The 15,416-nt window shown below is 68.1% G+C and carries 21 protein-coding genes; 10 read left to right on the top strand and 11 right to left on the bottom strand.

Going from position 1 to position 15,416, the window contains the following annotated elements; all coding sequences use genetic code 11:
* Position 1: 1 nt before the first annotated feature.
* The 3 genes from ON20_RS23360 (at position 2) to ON20_RS23350 (ending at position 2,329) form a co-directional block, all read left to right on the top strand.
* Positions 2-844, top strand: a complete 843-nt coding sequence (locus ON20_RS23360; protein ID WP_040838603.1) for a polyphosphate kinase 2 family protein — start codon at positions 2-4, stop codon at positions 842-844.
* Between the two features lie 196 nt (positions 845-1,040).
* The gene (locus tag ON20_RS23355; protein WP_040838602.1) at positions 1,041-1,766 is read left to right on the top strand and encodes a DsbA family protein; all 726 of its coding nucleotides are present in this window, start codon (positions 1,041-1,043) and stop codon (positions 1,764-1,766) included.
* Complete coding sequence (locus tag ON20_RS23350; protein WP_040838902.1) at positions 1,766-2,329, top strand: vitamin K epoxide reductase family protein; 564 nt, start codon at positions 1,766-1,768, stop codon at positions 2,327-2,329. Before ON20_RS23355 ends, ON20_RS23350 begins: the two co-directional genes overlap by 1 nt.
* Positions 2,330-2,342: 13 nt before the next feature.
* Here ON20_RS23350 and purU read toward each other — a convergent pair whose 3' ends face one another.
* Both purU and ON20_RS23340 read right to left on the bottom strand, forming a co-directional pair.
* Entirely contained in the window at positions 2,343-3,233 is an 891-nt protein-coding gene (gene purU, locus ON20_RS23345; protein WP_040838900.1) for a formyltetrahydrofolate deformylase, read from the bottom strand.
* Between the two features lie 67 nt (positions 3,234-3,300).
* Positions 3,301-3,858: a GNAT family N-acetyltransferase gene (locus ON20_RS23340; RefSeq protein WP_040838601.1), complete on the bottom strand. Its 558-nt coding sequence runs from the start codon at positions 3,856-3,858 to the stop codon at positions 3,301-3,303.
* 202 nt (positions 3,859-4,060) lie between these two features.
* On the opposite strand from ON20_RS23340, the gene deoC reads away from it, so the two are divergent.
* The gene (gene deoC, locus ON20_RS23335; protein WP_040838600.1) at positions 4,061-4,729 is read left to right on the top strand and encodes a deoxyribose-phosphate aldolase; all 669 of its coding nucleotides are present in this window, start codon (positions 4,061-4,063) and stop codon (positions 4,727-4,729) included.
* Positions 4,730-4,776: 47 nt separating this feature from the next.
* Here the strand turns inward: deoC and ON20_RS23330 are convergent, their stop codons facing one another.
* The 4 genes from ON20_RS23330 to ON20_RS23315 form a co-directional block, all read right to left on the bottom strand.
* Positions 4,777-5,505, bottom strand: a complete 729-nt coding sequence (locus ON20_RS23330) for an LmeA family phospholipid-binding protein (RefSeq protein WP_051163154.1) — start codon at positions 5,503-5,505, stop codon at positions 4,777-4,779.
* A gap of 45 nt (positions 5,506-5,550) precedes the next feature.
* On the bottom strand, positions 5,551-6,462 hold the full coding sequence (locus ON20_RS23325; RefSeq protein ID WP_245547418.1) for a class I SAM-dependent methyltransferase: 912 nt from the start codon (positions 6,460-6,462) through the stop codon (positions 5,551-5,553).
* A complete protein-coding gene (locus ON20_RS23320) occupies positions 6,432-6,947 on the bottom strand; it encodes a DUF2505 domain-containing protein (protein WP_040838598.1) in 516 nt (171 codons plus the stop codon). Before ON20_RS23320 ends, ON20_RS23325 begins: the two co-directional genes overlap by 31 nt.
* 128 nt (positions 6,948-7,075) lie before the next feature.
* The gene (locus tag ON20_RS23315; protein WP_040838597.1) at positions 7,076-7,579 is read right to left on the bottom strand and encodes a DUF2505 domain-containing protein; all 504 of its coding nucleotides are present in this window, start codon (positions 7,577-7,579) and stop codon (positions 7,076-7,078) included.
* A 57-nt stretch (positions 7,580-7,636) separates the two neighbouring features.
* Between ON20_RS23315 and ON20_RS23310 the strand changes: the two genes are divergently transcribed.
* On the top strand, positions 7,637-8,713 hold the full coding sequence (locus ON20_RS23310; RefSeq protein WP_083865184.1) for a UDP-N-acetylmuramate dehydrogenase: 1,077 nt from the start codon (positions 7,637-7,639) through the stop codon (positions 8,711-8,713).
* A gap of 71 nt (positions 8,714-8,784) precedes the next feature.
* Here the strand turns inward: ON20_RS23310 and ON20_RS23305 are convergent, their stop codons facing one another.
* On the bottom strand, positions 8,785-9,522 hold the full coding sequence (locus tag ON20_RS23305; RefSeq protein WP_040838596.1) for an SDR family NAD(P)-dependent oxidoreductase: 738 nt from the start codon (positions 9,520-9,522) through the stop codon (positions 8,785-8,787).
* A gap of 121 nt (positions 9,523-9,643) precedes the next feature.
* Here ON20_RS23305 and ON20_RS23300 point away from each other — a divergent pair, with 121 nt between their 5' ends.
* The 5 genes from ON20_RS23300 (at position 9,644) to ON20_RS23280 (ending at position 14,394) form a co-directional block, all read left to right on the top strand.
* Positions 9,644-10,465: an alpha/beta fold hydrolase gene (locus tag ON20_RS23300; RefSeq protein ID WP_040838595.1), complete on the top strand. Its 822-nt coding sequence runs from the start codon at positions 9,644-9,646 to the stop codon at positions 10,463-10,465.
* A 139-nt stretch (positions 10,466-10,604) separates the two neighbouring features.
* Positions 10,605-11,963, top strand: a complete 1,359-nt coding sequence (gene mshA / locus ON20_RS23295; RefSeq protein WP_040838594.1) for a D-inositol-3-phosphate glycosyltransferase — start codon at positions 10,605-10,607, stop codon at positions 11,961-11,963.
* Between the two features lie 26 nt (positions 11,964-11,989).
* Positions 11,990-12,502, top strand: a complete 513-nt coding sequence (locus ON20_RS23290) for a type III secretion system chaperone family protein (RefSeq protein ID WP_040838894.1) — start codon at positions 11,990-11,992, stop codon at positions 12,500-12,502.
* 75 nt (positions 12,503-12,577) lie between these two features.
* Positions 12,578-13,468: an ROK family protein gene (locus ON20_RS23285; protein WP_040838592.1), complete on the top strand. Its 891-nt coding sequence runs from the start codon at positions 12,578-12,580 to the stop codon at positions 13,466-13,468.
* Between the two features lie 188 nt (positions 13,469-13,656).
* On the top strand, positions 13,657-14,394 hold the full coding sequence (locus ON20_RS23280; protein ID WP_040838891.1) for a phosphoglyceromutase: 738 nt from the start codon (positions 13,657-13,659) through the stop codon (positions 14,392-14,394).
* A gap of 61 nt (positions 14,395-14,455) precedes the next feature.
* Here the strand turns inward: ON20_RS23280 and ON20_RS23275 are convergent, their stop codons facing one another.
* The 4 genes from ON20_RS23275 to ON20_RS23270 are packed head-to-tail and all read right to left on the bottom strand — an operon-like array spanning position 14,456 to position 15,328.
* Positions 14,456-14,815: a hypothetical protein gene (locus tag ON20_RS23275; RefSeq protein ID WP_040838590.1), complete on the bottom strand. Its 360-nt coding sequence runs from the start codon at positions 14,813-14,815 to the stop codon at positions 14,456-14,458.
* A complete protein-coding gene (locus tag ON20_RS36690; RefSeq protein WP_157228963.1) occupies positions 14,812-14,961 on the bottom strand; it encodes a hypothetical protein in 150 nt (49 codons plus the stop codon). The genes ON20_RS23275 and ON20_RS36690 overlap by 4 nt, the downstream gene beginning before the upstream one ends.
* A complete protein-coding gene (locus ON20_RS36685; RefSeq protein WP_157228962.1) occupies positions 14,961-15,113 on the bottom strand; it encodes a hypothetical protein in 153 nt (50 codons plus the stop codon). The genes ON20_RS36690 and ON20_RS36685 overlap by 1 nt, the downstream gene beginning before the upstream one ends.
* Positions 15,110-15,328, bottom strand: coding sequence for a hypothetical protein (locus ON20_RS23270; protein WP_040838589.1), 219 nt, complete (start codon positions 15,326-15,328; stop codon positions 15,110-15,112). The genes ON20_RS36685 and ON20_RS23270 overlap by 4 nt, the downstream gene beginning before the upstream one ends.
* Between the last annotated feature and the right edge of the window lie 88 nt (positions 15,329-15,416).

Below are 15,416 nucleotides of genomic sequence, written 5' to 3'. Positions count from 1 at the left end.
GATGGCGAAGTGGACGACCCCGGCGAGTCTCGCGCTGCGCGCCGATGGTCTGCGAGTGGCCGATATCGACACCTCGGCCCGTCCCGGTTTCCTCGGTGACAAATCCGGGGGCCTCCGGCTGCTCGCGGAACGCCGGCTTCTGCTGGCCGAGCTCCAAGAGAAGCTCTACGCCAACGGCCGTTCCGGTGATTCCCGCAGCGTACTGCTGATATTGCAGGGGATGGATACCGCCGGCAAGGGCGGTATCGTGCGCCATGTCATCGGCTCGGTGGACCCGCAGGGTGTCGACCACGCCTCGTTCGGGGTGCCGACCCCCGAGGAGTTGCGCCACCACTTTCTGTGGCGGATCCGCAAGGCGCTGCCGCGTGGCGGGCAGTTGGGGGTTTTCGACCGCTCCCACTACGAGGACGTCCTGGTGGTGCGCGTGCACAATTCGGTCCCGCCGGCGGTCTGGGGCGGACGCTACGACGAGATCAATGCCTTCGAACGAGAACTGGTCGACGGCGGTGTGACCCTGGTGAAGGTGGCCATGTTCGTCTCGCCGGACGAGCAGAAGAAACGCCTGCGTGAGCGCCTGGAACGCCCGGACAAGTATTGGAAGTACAACCCGGCCGATATCGACGAACGCGCCTACTGGCCCGCCTACCAGGAGGCGTACCAGGCCGTTCTGGACCGCACATCGACCGAGCACGCCCCCTGGTATGTCCTGCCCGCCGATGCCAAATGGTTTTCCCGCCTGGCCGTCACCGAACTGCTCATCGAGGCCCTCCAGGCCCTGAAGCTGGAGTGGCCGGCCCCGTCCTTCGATGTCGAGACGGAGAAGCGCCGGCTCGACGACGCCTGAGACGAATCGGCCCGCCCGGTGCGGTATCTGTGGAAACTCTCAGGTCGGCGGGTAATGATGTGGCGGTGTGCCGAGCGACGGGTGGTCGCGCCGGCCGGGTGTGCCTCCGATCACGGCCGGACCGGTGTCCGGCCGGGCCCGTTAGGATCGCCGGTACAGGGATTTGCAGCCGAGCGAAAGGCGTGGTGAACACACGGTGAGCAGGAAACCGGGGCCGACGAACCCGCTGGAGGCGGCCCGGCGTGCCGATCGCCGGCGCACCATCCTGATTCAGGTGGCGGTGGCGGGCGTACTGATCGTGCTGATAGCGGCCATCGGCGTCGGACTCGCTCTCCGCGAGTCCGGTGACTCCGACTCCGTCGCCGATATCGGCCCGGTCCCGGCGGTGGCCACCGACAACGGCGCCATCCGGATCGGTTCCGCGGACGCCAAGACGACCGTACGGGTCGTCGCCGACCTACAGTGCCCCGCCTGCCAGATGTTCGAGGCCCGCAACGGCGCGCTGTTGCAGCAGGCGACGGCGGCCGGTACCGCGGCCGTGGAGTACAACATCGCGGCGTTCCTGGACCGCGCCTCGAGCACGGAGTACTCCTCGCGCGCGGCCAACGCCTCCTACTGCGTCGCCGATACCGGGACCGACAACTACCAGAAGTGGCTGCAGACCATGTTCGAGCGGCAGCCGGCCGAGGGCGGAGCCGGCCTGCCGGATACCGAACTGATCGAGATCGCGAAGTCCGCCGGTTACACCGACGCCTCGATCGGCCAGTGCATCGCCGAGCGCAAGTACGACAAGTACATCGCGGCCAAGTCGAACGCGCTGCTGGACGAGGGCATCAACAGCACGCCGAGCGTTTTCGTGGATGGCAAGCAGATCCAGCAGAGCGAACTCCAGTCGGCGATCGCGGGGGCCGCGGGCCGGTGATCCGCACCTCGCACCGGTCCGCTTGGGTGTTGCTGGTCGCCGGTCTGGCCGGTTGGGTCGCCGCACTGGTCCTGACGATCGAGGATTTCAAACTGCTGAAGGAGCCGGGCTACGTCCCGTCGTGCAGTTTGAACCCCGTACTGTCCTGCGGTTCGGTGATGGCCACCGACCAGGCGGCGGTGCTCGGTTTCCCGAATCCGGTCATCGGCGTCGTCGGCTTCTCGGTGGTGGTGACCATCGCGGTTCTGTCGGTGGCCGGTCTCGCGTTCCCCCGGTGGATCTGGACGGGCCTGTGGCTGGGTACGGCCGCGGGCACCGTGTTCATCTGCTGGCTGATCTTCCAGAGCTTGTACCGGATCAACGCCCTGTGCCCGTACTGCATGGTGGTGTGGGCGATCATCACCCCGCTGCTCGCGGTGATCACCCAGCAGTTGTGGGGCGGCGATCGCGGGGCGCTGCGGGTGGTCGCGGAATGGCGCTGGACGTTCGTCGCGCTCTTCTACGCCGTGGTGCTGCTGCTGGTGTTCCTGCGATTCCAGGACTACTGGCTGTCGCTGGTCTGATCCGGTCGCACGGTCAGGAGAACACCACCGTCCGGTTGCCGTGGACCAGGACCCGGCTCTCCAGATGCCAGCGCAGTCCGCGGGCCAGAACCACTCGTTCGATATCGCGGCCCCGCCGGACCATGTCGCGAACCTCGTCGGCGTGATCGACGCGGACGACGTCCTGTTCGATGATCGGGCCCGCGTCCAGATCGGCGGTGACATAGTGGCAGGTCGCTCCGATCAGCTTCACCCCCCGGGCGAAGGCCTGATGGTAGGGGCGGGCGCCGACGAAGGACGGCAGGAAGCTGTGGTGGATGTTGATGGCCCGTCCCGCCCAGTGGTCGCACAGCTGCGGTGGTAGAACCTGCATGAAACGGGCGAGGACCACCGCATGCGGGTCGTGGACGTCCACCAGGTCACGCACCCGATCGAAGGCCGGGCCGCGTTCGGCGGGGTCCTTCGGGAACGGGACGTGGTGGAACGGTACGCCGTGGGCCTCGGTGATCTCGGCGAGATCGAGATGGTTGCCGATCACCGCCTCGATGGTGGCGGGCAGCTCACCGGAGGTGGCACGGCCGAGCAGATCGTGCAGACAGTGGCCTTCCTTGCTGACCAGCAGCACCGCGCGCCGGCGGACACCGGAATCGTGCACCTGCCAGTCGGCGGCCGAACCGAGCTCGGCGGCGATCGCGGCGAACCGGTTGCGCAGTTCGTCCACCCCGAACGGCACGGTCGACGCCTTCAACGCCTGCCGGGTGAAGAACCAACCGGTATCGGGGTCGGAATGGTAGCCGGCCTCCACGATCGATCCGCCGAAGTCGGCGATGAACGAGCTGATCGTGGCGATGATGCCCGGCCGGTCCGGACAGCCCATGGTGAGGACGTACCGGCGGTCGTCGGAAGCGGGTACGGCGAAGACCATGCGGCTCATCCTGCCAGTGACGCGGGAGTGCGCAGCCGGCCGGTACGCGCGGCGACGGCGGGGCCACTCAAAGTTCGTAGAACGGCTCGGCGTAGTGGAAATCCCCGATGATGCGGTCCTCGTAGGCGCTGAGCGGACGGATCTGGAAATGGTCGGCCCAGTCCGGTTCGTCTGGATGGATGCCGAGCCGGTCACCGGGGACGAACCCGAACCGCGGGTAGTAGTCGAGACTGCCGAGCAGGCCGATGAGGGGTTCGTCGAGGGCGTCGGCGGCGCCGATGGCGGCGTGCATGAGCGCCGAGCCGATACCCCGGCCCTGCCGGTCGGCCAGAACACCGATGGGGCCGAGTGCCAGGACCGGGAACGGGCCGACGCCGGCGCGGGTGAGACAGACGTGCCCGACAATGTCATCGTGTTCCACCGCGACCATGGACAGGGTCGGCATCCAGCCGGGATCGCTGCGCAGACGGTCGAGGAGCGCGATCTCCGGCGGGTCTGCGGGAACGGCGCCGTCCGGGTCGGTCCCGCCGACCGAGGCATGGGCCGCATAGTGCGGGGCGAAGGCACTGCGGTGTACGGCGGCAATGGCGTCGGAATCGCCGGCGCGTTCGCGTCGGATCAGCAACGTGGTCTACTCCTCCCGGGCTGTACCGAGTGTGCTCCGATGCGTCCGAGGTGCGCAATCGAATTCGCCCGATCGGGGCCCGCCTCGGGTCCGGACCAATCGGAGCGGCGTCGCGGAGGGAGGAAAGACCCGAGGTAGCAGGGCCCCGACCCACGCCGCCGGGAGGCGGCGCATCAAGCACGGTATGTCAGACTCTCACCTCATGGCTGATTTCCCGTCGCTCACCAGGGCCGAAGTGGCCGCCATGATCGACCACACCCTGCTGACGCCGGAAGCCACGCACGCCGATATCACGGCGTTGGTGACCGAGGCCCGCGAACTCGGGGTATACGGGATCTGTGTCTCTCCGGCCATGCTGCCGGTGCGAGCGCCGGGACTGGTGGTGGCCACGGTGGCCGGCTTCCCGTCCGGGAAACACCATTCGCTGGTCAAGGGGGCCGAAGCCCGGCTGGCCGTGGAACAGGGGGCCGGTGAGATCGATATGGTGATCGACGTGGGGGCCGCGGTGGCAGGGGACTTCTCCGCCGTTCTGGCCGATATCGTCGCGGTGCGGGAGGCGATCTCCGATCGGGCACTGCTGAAGGTGATCATCGAATCCGCGGCCCTGTCCGACGAGGCGATCGTGGGGGCGTGCCGGGCCGCCGAGCAGGCGGGGGCCGATTTCGTGAAGACATCCACCGGTTTCCATCCCGCCGGGGGCGCGAGCGTGCACGCGGTGCGGTTGATGGCCGAGACCGTCGGTGGGCGGCTCGGAGTCAAGGCCAGCGGCGGAATCCGCACCGCGGAGACGGCCGCGGAACTCGTCGCCGCGGGAGCCACCCGGCTCGGACTGTCGCATTCGCGGGCCGTGCTGGGCGGGTTCGCCGATTGACGGCGGCCGAGCGCAGGCCCCGGAAGCGGTCCATGTGGCGTCACATATCAGCAGGTGGTGTCGCTGCTGTCGCCCGAGGGCAGTTGGGTGGGGCCGCCGCGCAGATCCACCTCGAGACCGTTGTCGGTGACCCGTAGCTCGGTCGGCTCCAGGCCCAGCGGGTAGGTCTGCAGGCTCTCGGTCATCAGGTCGACCACGCCCTCGGCCAGATCGTTCGGTATCCCGATCCCGAGAATGCGGGCCGAGGAGACTTGCACGTCCACCTTGCCGTCGCGTATCTGCGGGACGGCCTGCAGGGTGCCGAGTCCGCCCAACACCTGCATGTTCAGCTGCCCGGCGTCGGGAACGGACTGCACATCGGAGACCAGGCCTTTCAGGGTCTGCGTGATCCCCTCGTTGCTCCAGCTGACATCGGCCGAGGAACTGCCGATGGTGGTTCCACTGGTGCTGCTGTTGGAGACATCGAGATGGTTGAATCGGGCGTGCACCTGCATCCCGGCGGCGGGACCGAAGTCGGCGTCGTCGCTGTCCACGGTCATCGAGGACAGCTTGCCGTCGATCCAGGTGACGAGCAGGGGTTTGGGCCCGAATCCCACCTTGATCCTGGAGCCCATCTCTTTCTCGAACTGGCTGCTGATACAGCTCGCCACCGTATGCCGGGCGTAGGCCTCGCCCGCGACGAGCGCGCCGGCCAGCAGGACGACCGTGCTGATCAGGGCGATCAGCACGGTACGGCGGCGACCGGCCTTCGGAGTGGAGCGGGTCTGGAGAGGCATGGAACAGATTCTTCCCGAGTTTTCTGTGTCCGTTATGAGGCCCGGTTATGGGTGTGCGGTGACCGGGCCGCCGCACCGGCCGTCCCGAAGGTGAATGTGATATCGAGCACAGCCCGATGGTTCGGCGATTCCGACCCGCGGGAATCGGTCCGCGACCGGATGGTGGGGTGCCACCGTAGACCACGGCACGGTCAGCACATTGTCGCGTAACCGGCGGCGATAATCGTGTACCGGAAACCCCTGGTCGCGCAGGATATCCACCGCGACACGCCAGCGCACCCGCGGCCCGAACACCGCCTGCGGGGCGGCATGCGCCCAGGCCCGATCGGCCGCGTCGAGCAGCGTATGCACGCGTTCGCCGGGGATATTGCGGTGGATCAGCGCCTTCGGCAGCCGTTCGGCGATATCGGAGGGCCGTTCGACGGCGAACGGGTCCCAGGCCAGAATCAGTGAGCGGGGACCGGTGTCGTCCAGCAGCACCCAGGCGCAGCGCCGACCGAGTTCGTCGCAGGTGCCGTCGACGAGCAGACCGCCCGGCGCCAGATTCGCCCGGACGGTGGCCCAGGCGTCGGCCACCGCGGATTCGGGATACTGCCGCAACACATTGAAGGCGCGCACCAGCACCGGCCGCAGCCCGGCGAGTTCGAAACCCCCGCGGGCGAAGGTGACGCCGTCGCGGGGCGGCACTACGCGGGTCGGGTCTATTTCCAGACCCACGACCCGCACATCCGGGCGGATACGCCGCAGTCGGGCGGCCAGCTCCAGAGTGGTCCACGGTTGCGCGCCGTAACCGAGGTCCACCACCAGCGGGTCGGCGGCATCACGTAGGCGGGCGCCGACCAAGGGATCGTGGACCAGCCGGCGGTCGCTGCGGCGCAGGCGGTTGATTCCGGTGGTACCGCGGGTAATGCTGCCTACGGGTTCGCTCAGCCGACGGGCTTGTGCTCGTCGAGCCACTTCTGCGTAACTTCGGCCTCGGCCCGGAAGAGATCCACCAGGTTCACCAGCACGAGCTGCTCCAGCCGCGGCCCGACCATCGGGATGAACACCTTGGCCTCCGAGGAGATGCGCAGGGTGCAGCCGGTATCGGTGGAGAACAGGCGCATGGTGCCGCTGAGGCTGCCCGGACCGGCGGGAATGGACGCCGCGTAGCTGCCTTCCACTTCCGGCTCGAACGGTCCGAAATGCTCCTTGCGGGTGATCACCATGTCCTTGCGGATCACGGTCTGCGCGATCTCGGGCAGAGTTTCCCGCGGCAGGATGTGGTGGGAGACCATACTGATCCCCGCCTCGGTCACCTCGAGGTGCACCAGTTCGTTGGGCGAGTACTTCCGCATCTCCTCGATCCGGGCCTCCCAGTAGTCCCGGGTCGACAGCGCCGCGTACAGCTCCTTGGTGGTGTGCAGCGGGTAGCGGGCGGAATAGTCCAGTCGGCGGGCCATGGGCGGTTACGTTACCGGCAGCGGTAACGCCCGGGCATGACCGGGCGCCCTGTGTGGTCCTGCCGCGCTACCGCTGCCGGACACCGTCCGTCCATGGTGGGGCCCGTCGCGGTGGAGAGATGGATCGGTCAGCTCGCGACGATGCCGCGCTCGGTGATCCAGCTGTTGGTGAACTCCGTCTCGGAGTCCAGCAGCTCGGTGAGGCGTTCGGCCAGGACGGTTTCGATCTTCCTGCCGAACAGCGGGACCTTCACCGTCACGGTGCCCTGGATGGTGGCTACGGCGCCGGTGGGCTCGTCGACGGCGATGATGGTGCCACGCGCCTCGGCGGGCGCGTCCTGCACGCGGGCCTCGAAGGTGCCTTCCCGGCCGCCGGCCCAGGTTTCGACGCGCGGGATGACCAGGTCGCCCGGGTGGATCGCGCTGACGGCCTGGGGCAGCAGCTCGGCGGGGATGTACTGCACCGTCTCGACCCGACCGTGGTCGTCACCGACCGTGAGCGAGACGAACCGGGCATTCGGCCCGCCGACCGTAGCGATCCGGTCTTTCCAATATTGCTCGTCGGCGAAGGCGACTCGTACGACGGCAACGGGGTGGATGTATCGAGCCGTATACGCCAGCGGTGTAGCCATGAACCGACACGCTACCGTCTGGACGTGCGAACTTCTCGGGTTGCCTCAACGGATGAACTGCGCGACCTGCTGACCGGAACCGGTGCGCGGGTCCGGCCCGCGGTGCCGCTGGCCGAACTGACCACCCTGCGGGTCGGCGGTCCGGCCACCGTCGCCGAATGCGCGAGCACCGAGGCGCTCGTGGCCACCATCCGCGCCCTGGATGCCGCCGGAGTGCCGGTGCTGCTGTTCGCCGGCGGCTCGAACCTACTGGTCGGCGACGACGAGGTACCCGCGGTTGTGGTGCGGGTCGCCTCCACCGGGGTGACATTCGGTGCCGACCGTGTCACCGCGGAAGCGGGCGCCGTCTGGGACGATGTGGTCGCGGAAACCGTCCGGGCCGGATTCGGGGGGCTGGAGTGCTTGTCCGGGATTCCCGGGTCGGCCGGGGCGACGCCGGTGCAGAATGTCGGCGCCTACGGGGTGGAGGTGGCCGAACTGCTCCGTCGGGTCCGACTGCTGGACCGGGCCACCGGTGAAACGCATTGGGTGAGTCCCGACGATCTCGAATTCGGTTACCGCACCAGCCGTCTCAAACACCGCGACGACGCCGTGGTGCTCGCCGTCGAATTCGCCCTCGACCCATCCGGCGCCTCCGCGCCCCTGCGCTATCGCGAACTGGCTCGCACGCTCGACGCCGAGGAGGGCGAGTCCCGGCCCGCCGCACGGGTCCGCGCCACAGTACTCGCGCTGCGCGCCGGTAAGGGGATGGTGCTCGACCGAGGCGACCACGACACCTGGAGCGCCGGCTCGTTCTTCACCAACCCGGTCGTCCCCGCCGCCGAGGTCGAACGTGTATCCGCGGCCATCCGCGACCAGGTGGGAGCAGACGTACCGGTACCCACGTGGGCGGTGGAGGGCGGGGTGAAGTTCTCCGCCGGATGGCTCATCGAACGCGCCGGTTTCGCCAAGGGCTTCCCCGGACCCGATGCCCCTGCCCGGCTGTCCACCAAACACAGCCTGGCCCTCACCAATCGGGGTACCGCCAAGGCCGCCGATCTCGTCGCCTTGGCACGTACTGTGCGCGACGGTGTCGCCGAGCGTTTCGGGATCGAATTGGTTCCGGAGCCGGTGACGGTCGGGGTGGAACTGTAAGCGAATCCGGTATGTCCCGATCTGCGGAGGTCATACCTCCGAAATCGTAACCCGCGGTGATACCGGGTGTTTCAGGAGGTCCGCCGCGCGAACCGCCCGGGATCGGCCTGGTCGCGCGGTTGGACGATGATCTGGTCCAGATTGACGTGCGGCGGCCGGCTCGCGACGAACGCCACGAGTTCGGCGATGTCCTGGGCGACGAGCGGATCGATCCCCTCGTACACCTTCGCGGCGCGTTCGGCGTCGCCGCCGAACCGCACCAGGGAGAATTCGGTCTCCACCGCGCCGGGGGCGATCTCGGTGAGCCGGACGGGTTGGCCGAGCAGTTCGCCGCGCAGGGTGCGGTGCAGAACGGCCTGGGCGTGTTTGGCGGAGGTGTAGCCGGAACCGTTGTCGTAGGCATGGAAGGCGGCGACGGAGGTGATGGTGACGATCAGACCGTCGCCGGAGGCGATGAGCCCGGGCAGCAGTGCCTTGGTGACACGCAGCGTGCCCAGGACGTTGGTTTCCCACATCCAGCGCCAGTCGTCGAGATCGGCGTCGGCGACGGGGGCCAGTCCTTTGGCGCCGCCCGCATTGTTGACCAGAACGTTCACCGTTTCGACGGCCTCGGTGAAGGCGCGCACCGATTCGTCGGAGGTGACGTCGAGTTCCAGGGCGGTGCCACCGATCTCGTCGGCCAGCCGTCGCAGCCGGTCTACGCGGCGGGCGCCCACATATACGTGATAGCCCTGTTTCGCGAGTTCGCGGGCGGTGGCCTCACCGATACCCGAGCTGGCCCCGGTAACGACAGCGGTGCGTGTGCTCATGGGGCCCGATCTTAGGAGGCGCTGCCGGGGCCGGTCCGGCGCCGGTCCGCGGAGGGCAGTAGCGCGGGCGTAGGTGCGCCGGCCACCGCGGCCCCGAAGGAACGACGGATAACATGCCGGCATGGCACTTCGGGAAACGCTCAGCGCGGATGGAACCAGCATCGTCTACCGGGTGAGCGGTCCCACCGACGCTCGTCCGCTGGTGTTGGTGCACGGATGGTCGGCGGATCTGCGCTGCTGGGGCCGGGCGGCCGAGGAACTCGCCGAGCGGTTCCGGGTGGTCGCGCTCGATCTGCGCGGACACGGCTACTCGGGAGCGCCGGCCACCGGATACGACGATCCGAAGAACTGGGCCGCCGATATCGCGGCGGTGCTCGCCGCGGAGTCGATCGATTCCGGGGCCGTGCTGTTGGGCTGGTCGTATGGCGGCCTGGTGATCAGCGACTACCTCACCGCGTACGGAACCGGCGCGGTGGCCGGTGTCGTCTACACCGGGGCGATGGCCAATATCGGTCCCGGGGTGCCCGGCGCGGAGGTCGGGGAGGTCATCCGGCAGGCGATGCCCGCGGTGTTCGAGGAGAGTCCGGGCAAGGCGCTGCGCGGTTTCGCGGCCTTCGGCGACGCCAATACCGGTCCGGGACGGGACAAGGGCGCCATCGCGCAGCGGATGTTCGGCGCGAGCATGGCCACCCCGCCGTTCGTCCGCAAGGCGCTGTTCGTCCGGACGGTCGACAATACCGAGACCCTGCGTGGGCTCGATATTCCTGTGCTGGTGTTGCATGGCTCCGCCGATCCGGTCGTTCCCCTGGGCAACGGCCGTCATATCGCCGAGGCCGCTCCGCGCGGTACCCTCTCCGTCTGGGACGGGGCGCAGCACGGGTTGTTCGTCGAGGACACGGACCGGTTTGTGGCCGAGGTGAACGAGTTCGTCGCGGGGCTGTGACCCCGACCGTGGTGAATTCATAGCGGTCGGCGATATTTCAAGGGCTCCACCGGCCGATTTCGGATAACCGAAATCTGTGATGTTATCAATATCACTGATCGGGATGCGTGCGGCGGGGCCGCGTGTTGCACCGTGCACTATGGACATCGTGAGTCAGCGCCCGGAACAACGGCCGAATCGAATAGCCGTGTTGACGGTGCACACCTCACCCCTGGCGCAACCCGGAACCGGTGACGCGGGCGGAATGAACGTCTACGTGCTGCAGACCGCGATCCAGCTGGCCCGGCGAGGCACCGAGGTCGAGATCTTCACCCGCGCCACCTCGTCGGACCTGCCTCCGGTGCAGGAAGCGGCCCCGGGCGTACTGGTCCGCAATGTCGTGGCCGGTCCGTTCGAGGGACTGGACAAGAACGACCTGCCCACCCAGTTGTGTCCGTTCACCGCCGAGGTACTGCGGCAGGAGGCGCGGCAGCTGCCCGGCTATTACGACCTGGTGCACTCGCACTATTGGCTGTCCGGTCAGGTCGGCTGGTTGGCCCGGGACCGCTGGCGTGTCCCGCTGATCCATACCGCGCACACCCTGGCAGCGGTGAAGAACGCCGCACTCGCCGAGGGGGACAGCCCCGAACCCGCTACCCGGGAGATCGGGGAGAAACAGGTGATCGCGGAGGCGGATCGGCTGGTCGCCAATACCGCTCGGGAGGCCGGGCAGCTCATCGACCTGTACGGGGCCTCCGACGACCGGATCGACGTGGTGCCGCCGGGCGCGGATCTCGACCGCTACCGACCCGGCGACCGAGACCGCGCCCGCGCCGAATTCGGATTGGCCGCGGATGAGCAGGTCGTGGCGTTCGTGGGGCGTATCCAGCCGTTGAAGGCCCCGGACGTGCTGGTACGGGCGGCCGCCGAAGTACTGCGTCGGGCGCCGTGGCGACGGCTTCGGGTGCTCATCGTGGGCGGACCGTCCGGAACCGGATTGGAACGGCCCGACGCGCTGATCGAGCTGGCCGCCACGCTCGGTATCGCCGATCACGTGACCTTCCTGCCACCGCAGCCGCCGGATCGGCTGGTGCAGGTGTACCGTGCCGCCGATCTGGTCGCGGTACCCAGTTACAACGAATCGTTCGGGCTGGTCGCCGTCGAGGCCCAGGCCGGCGGAACCCCGGTGCTGGCGGCCGATGTCGGCGGGCTCGGCACCGCTGTCCGGCACGGGCACAGCGGTCTGCTGGTAGCCGGCCACCGCATCCCCGAATGGGCGGATGCCCTCGAGTACCTGCTGAACGACCCCGCCCGGCTGGCGTGGATGCGCTCGAACGCGGCCGAGCACGCGGCCAACTTCTCCTGGGAACACACCGCCGAAGGGCTGCTGAACAGCTACCGAACCGCGCTGGCCGAGCGCAGGCGCCGCGCCGGACACGAGCGCGCCGCCGCTATTCTCGGCGATGGTCAGGCCAAATCGCGGGCGCTGTGGCGGCGCCGGACGGGAGCACGGCGTTGAGCGACGGAACGGCACCGCACGATCCGATCGATTCGGCACCCGATACGTCGGGTGTCGCGCGAGTGATCGACGACACCCTACGTGACCGTGAGATCGAATACACCCGGCCCACCGAGGACACCTTCGTGGCGGTACTGCCCGGGGAGCGAAAGCTCGAGACCAATGTCATGCTCACCGTCGGCACATACGGCGTGCGGATCGAATCCTTTGTCTGCCGTAAGCCCGACGAGAATTTCGGCGGTGTCTACAAATTCCTGCTGCGCCGCAATCGTCGGCTCTACGGTGTGGCCTACACGCTGGACCGGGTCGGTGATATCTATCTGATCGGCCGGATGCCCCACCACGCCGTCACTCCCGACGAACTCGACCGGATATTCGGCCAGGTGCTGGAGGCCGTCGACGCGGACTTCAACACCCTGCTCGAACTCGGATTCGCCGAATCCATTCGGCGGGAATGGAAATGGCGAGTGTCGCGGGGGGAGTCGCTGAACAACCTGCGGGCCTTCGAACATCTGGTGGATTCGTCCGATAAACCCTGAGCCGTTCGGCAGGGCGATCGAGCCGGACCTCGCCGGCGCGCGGCCGGGTAGCGGTCTCGTCTGGTAGGAGAGTGTATGACGGCCCTGGCGCTGGATATCGGCGCGACGAAATTCGCTGCGGCGCGGGTCGATCCGACGGGGCGGGTCGAGGCTGTGCGGCAGGCCCCGGTTCCGCGTTCCGCTGTATGGGAGGCGTGTCGCGCGCTGCTGGTCGAGGTGGCCGACAGTGCATCCGTGAGGGCGGTGGGTATCGGTTCGGCGGGCCCGGTCGAGGTGTCGACCGGCGTAACGTCCGCGCTCAATATCCCGGAGTGGCGATCCGGATTCGCGATCGTCGACTCCGTCCGGGACCTGTTTCCGGATGCCGAGGTCCGTTTCGCCATCGACGGAGCCTGCCTGGCGCTGGCCGAACACCGGTGGGGCGCGCTGCGCGGTGTCGCCAACGGACTGGCGCTGACCGTGTCCTCGGGTATCGGCGGTGGGATCGTGCTGGACGGGCGGGTTGCCGTGGGACGCACCGGCAATGCCGGGCATATAGGTCATATCGTGGTCCCGGGTCAGGATGTGCCGTGCGCCTGCGGTGGAGTGGGGTGTGTGGAGGCGGTGGCCAGTGGTATGTCGTCGGTGCGGTGGGCACGAGCGCAGGGGTGGCCGGGGGAGAGCGGCGCGGAACTGGCCGCCGCGGCGGCCGCCGGGGAACCGGTGGCCTTGGCGGCCATGGAACGAGCCGGTACCGCGCTCGGTCAGGCCATGGCCTCGGCCGCGGCGCTGCTCGATATCGATCGGATCGTGGTCGGTGGGGGCTTCGCCAGGTCGGGCGATGCGCTGTGGCGTCCGCTGCGTGCCGCCGTCGCGAGGCATGCGGCGCTGGTCTTCACTCGCGGACTTCGGGTGGTGCCCTCGGAACTGCCCGGGGGCGCGACCTTGGCCGGGGCCGGGATTCTCGCGGTCGGCGATGGTCGGTAGCGGCCGAATCCCGCGAGGACTTTTCGGGTGACTCTGCCTCCGAAGCCGGCCGGCAGGCGGCGGTGTGGTTCTCGGCGTCGACCGAGGGGAGACGGTCGCGAGCGGGGCCGCCGAACGGGCGTGCTCGGGCCGGCGGCCTGGTAGAGGCCCTGAACGGTGGCCGCCGATCTCATGGCAGGATGGCCCGCATGACGTACACCCTCGTGTTGCTGCGCCACGGCGAGAGCGAATGGAATGCCATGAACCTGTTCACCGGCTGGGTGGATGTGCATCTCACCGACAAGGGCATCGCCGAGGGTAAACGGGCCGGGGAACTGCTGGCCGAGCATGGTGTCCTGCCCGATATCGCCTATACCTCGCTGCTGCGCCGAGCGATCAGCACCGCGAATATCGCCCTCGACGCCGCCGACCGGCACTGGATCCCGGTGGTCCGCGACTGGCGGCTCAACGAACGTCACTACGGCGCGCTGCAGGGTAAGAACAAGGCGCAGATCCGGGACAAGTACGGCGAGGATCAGTTCATGCTGTGGCGGCGCAGCTACGACACCCCGCCGCCGCCCATCGAACTCGACGACGAATACAGCCAGGAAGGCGATCCGCGCTATGCCGGTACCGACGTGCCGCGCACGGAATGCCTGCTCGACGTGGTGAACCGGATGGTGCCGTACTGGGAGTCGACCATTTCCCGGGAACTGCGCACCGGAAAGACCGTACTGGTCGCCGCGCACGGAAATTCGCTGCGCGCCCTGGTCAAACACCTCGACCGGATTTCCGATGCCGAGATCGCGGGGCTGAACATCCCCACCGGTATTCCGCTGCGCTACGAACTGGACGAGGAACTGCGCCCGGTGCGCCCGCGCGAATACCTGGATCCGGAGGCCGCCGCGGCCGGTGCGGCCGCCGTGGCGAGCCAGGGCGGCCGGTAGCGCCCGGAATTCTTCGCACGCGCCCGGCCGACCCTGGATCGTCAGGGGCATCTTTGTCGTTTCAGGGTTCGGCCCGGTGATTGCGTGTCAGGATCGCGTCCCCTATGACTTCGGCAATCGGGTTCCATCGGGCATGGCATTCGCCGCCCAGCTCGATCACATCCGCCTTCTTCACTATCCGGTCCAAGTGCCCCTCCGGATGTTCGGCGGTCGGTACGAACACCGCCTCGGCCTCGTGATGTCGGATATGTTCCTCGAGTGAGGCAATTCCGGCCAATCCGTTATCGGTGCACAGTGTTTCGCGCAGTTTGTAGCCGAGGCGCAGGGCGAGTCGTTCGACGCGGCGAATGTCGAATTCCTCGCAGCTGGTGAGGTCGGTGCGCAGGTAAGCGATGGCCGGTGCAGGGTCCTCGTCGGTCACGCGACCTCCAAGGGGTCGGGTGTGTTGTCCAGTGCGCGCAGGCGGTCGATGACCTTGGTGAGAATGACGGCATGTGGCACGTACGGCAGGAGCGACATCCGACCCTTGATCTGCTCGTCGAGCCGGGGGCGTTGGGGCAGGGTCATCACATCACCGCCGTGATGTGGGTGAGGACGCTGTGCAGGTGTGGGCAGTTGTGGCCCTCGTGTAGGTCAAGCAGCCTCCTGGCCTGGGCGAGCCCGATCGGCTCGGCAGGCAGTTCGCAGTCTTGGCGGGACTGCTCGTCGCCGCGGTTCATCGCGTCCTGCCCGTGTCGAGGACGACCACGCCGGCCGCGACGAGTGTGTCCAGGGCTGCCCGTTTGCGGGCGCATTCCAGGCCGCAGTCCTTGTGTGTTTGCCAGGCGGCGTGGGCTGCGGCCGTGGTGAACGGCGTGTCCGGTTTTTCATGGGGCCATCCAGGCGCCCATATGCCCGATCGCATTTCGGCGGCGGGGTCGTGGATCTCAGTCATGGGAGACCTCGGTGCGTGTCGTTTTGTGGTGTGGTGAGTCGCCCAGTCGGGCGCCGTACCTCACATTAAGTATCCGAGGACCCGAAAA

It is taken from the genome of Nocardia brevicatena NBRC 12119, from assembly GCF_000308495.1.
Lineage (GTDB): Bacteria > Actinomycetota > Actinomycetes > Mycobacteriales > Mycobacteriaceae > Nocardia > Nocardia brevicatena.
Note: the sequence above shows the minus strand (reverse complement) of the source record. Positions and strands in the feature narration are given on the sequence as shown.

Coding starts and splice junctions, on each gene's coding strand:
- ON20_RS23360 (WP_040838603.1), top strand. CDS start 2: ATGGCGAAGTGGACGACCCCGGCGAGTCTCGCGCTGCGCGCCGATGGT.
- purU (WP_040838900.1), bottom strand. CDS start 3,233: ATGGTCTTCGCCGTACCCGCTTCCGACGACCGCCGGTACGTCCTCACC.
- deoC (WP_040838600.1), top strand. CDS start 4,061: ATGGCTGATTTCCCGTCGCTCACCAGGGCCGAAGTGGCCGCCATGATC.
- ON20_RS23330 (WP_051163154.1), bottom strand. CDS start 5,505: ATGCCTCTCCAGACCCGCTCCACTCCGAAGGCCGGTCGCCGCCGTACC.
- ON20_RS23320 (WP_040838598.1), bottom strand. CDS start 6,947: ATGGCCCGCCGACTGGACTATTCCGCCCGCTACCCGCTGCACACCACC.
- ON20_RS23315 (WP_040838597.1), bottom strand. CDS start 7,579: ATGGCTACACCGCTGGCGTATACGGCTCGATACATCCACCCCGTTGCC.
- ON20_RS23305 (WP_040838596.1), bottom strand. CDS start 9,522: ATGAGCACACGCACCGCTGTCGTTACCGGGGCCAGCTCGGGTATCGGT.
- ON20_RS23300 (WP_040838595.1), top strand. CDS start 9,644: ATGGCACTTCGGGAAACGCTCAGCGCGGATGGAACCAGCATCGTCTAC.
- mshA (WP_040838594.1), top strand. CDS start 10,605: ATGGACATCGTGAGTCAGCGCCCGGAACAACGGCCGAATCGAATAGCC.
- ON20_RS23285 (WP_040838592.1), top strand. CDS start 12,578: ATGACGGCCCTGGCGCTGGATATCGGCGCGACGAAATTCGCTGCGGCG.
- ON20_RS23280 (WP_040838891.1), top strand. CDS start 13,657: ATGACGTACACCCTCGTGTTGCTGCGCCACGGCGAGAGCGAATGGAAT.
- ON20_RS36690 (WP_157228963.1), bottom strand. CDS start 14,961: ATGACCCTGCCCCAACGCCCCCGGCTCGACGAGCAGATCAAGGGTCGG.
- ON20_RS36685 (WP_157228962.1), bottom strand. CDS start 15,113: ATGAACCGCGGCGACGAGCAGTCCCGCCAAGACTGCGAACTGCCTGCC.
- ON20_RS23270 (WP_040838589.1), bottom strand. CDS start 15,328: ATGACTGAGATCCACGACCCCGCCGCCGAAATGCGATCGGGCATATGG.